A 1,468-nucleotide genomic window follows, 5' to 3' on the forward strand; every position below is an offset into this window, starting at 1 on the left:
GGTACTACAGCCGTGACTCGTGTCCGTGTCTGGTAGCCGTGTGATGCGTTGACCTGTCCGTGAGTACGGAGCGGGCGGTGCAGGTGTGGGCGGGCTGGTTCGATGACTTCTTCGCCTCTCTGGCGGGTGTCTTCGGGCGGGTCGAGCCGCGCCGGATGGCGATGGCCTATGTGAAGGCGCTGGTGGCGCCGGTCGAGCGCAAGAACGGGTGGCAGATCGCCGAGCACGTCGGGCATCCGAGTCCGGACCGGGTCCAGTGGTTCCTGGCCCGCTCGACCTGGTGCGCGGATCAACTCCGTGACGCCCTGCGGTCGTTCGTCGTCCAGTTCCTGGCCCGGCCGGACGGGGTGCTGGTACTGGATGAGACGGCGTTCTTGAAGAAGGGCCGGATGTCGGCCGGGGTGGCCCCGCAGTACGCCGGGATCACCGGCCAGATCGAGAACTGCCAGGTCGCGGTGTTCTGCGCGTACGCCACCGACACCGGACGCGCGTTGATCGACCGCGAGTTGTACCTGCCCGCCGCCTGGTGCGCCGACGCCGGCCGCTGCCGCACCCAGCACATTCCCCGAGCGCGCGCGAAGGCGGTGGTGACCAAACCGGAACTGGGCCGGCGCATGGTCGAGCGGTGCCGCCGGGTCAAAGTGCCCTTCGGCTGGGTGGCCGCGGACAGCGCCTACGGCCAGGACCGCAAACTCCGCGCCGCACTGGAGCGCCGCCGCATCCCCTATGTCATGGCCGTCCCGGTGGACGAGACGGTGTCCACCCACGGCACCGGGCCTTGGCGCGTGGACAAGCTGGCCGCCGGTATCCCGCTGATCTTCGAACGCCGCTCCTGCGGTGCCGGAGCCAAGGGCCTGCGCTCCTACGACTGGGCACTGGCCGACGTCACCTGGCCCGGCGGCGCCGAAGGTGGCCCCCGACGCGGCCATGTCCACCTGCTGCTGGTGCGACGCTCGATCACCGACCCCAGCCAGGTCGCCTACTGCGCCGTGCACGCCAAAGCCGGCACCCCGATCGGCGAGATCGTCCGCGTGATGGGCCTGCGCTGGTCCATCGAAGATTGTTTTGAGACCGCGAAGTCCGATTGCGGCCTGGACCACTACGAGGTCCGCACCTGGGACGCCTGGCACCGCCACATCACCCTTTCCATGGCCGCCCTCGCCTTCCTCACGATCACCGACACCCGCAGCCGCCACCTCCAGGAGCCCGACGGACACGACTTGCGCGCACCGGCCGACCCTGCCCAGGCTCCCGAAAAGGGGGCCCGTCGGGCCGCGTTGAAAAGCTGATCCGCTACACCGCCGAGGAGATCCGCCGCCTGCTCAACCGGCTCGTCTGGGCCACCACACCGCCACCACCGGCGATCGTGATCATCCAGTCGCACTGGCGCCGAACCCACCAAGCACGCGCACAACGCTGCCACTACGCCACCCGCGACAAGCGAGATCGCGAGTCACGGCTGTAGTAC

Annotated in this window: 1 protein-coding gene; it reads left to right on the top strand. The window is 69.4% G+C overall.

Annotated elements, in window-relative coordinates:
- Positions 1 to 59 precede the first annotated feature (59 nt).
- Positions 60 to 1,289 carry an IS701 family transposase gene (locus G3I71_RS44590; protein ID WP_343243280.1) on the top strand — a complete coding sequence of 410 codons (1,230 nt, stop codon included), beginning with the start codon at positions 60 to 62 and terminating at the stop codon, positions 1,287 to 1,289.
- The last annotated feature ends 179 nt before the right edge of the window (positions 1,290 to 1,468 follow it).

Origin of the sequence: Streptomyces sp. SID12501, assembly GCF_010550245.1 — a bacterium.
GTDB lineage: Bacteria > Actinomycetota > Actinomycetes > Streptomycetales > Streptomycetaceae > Streptomyces.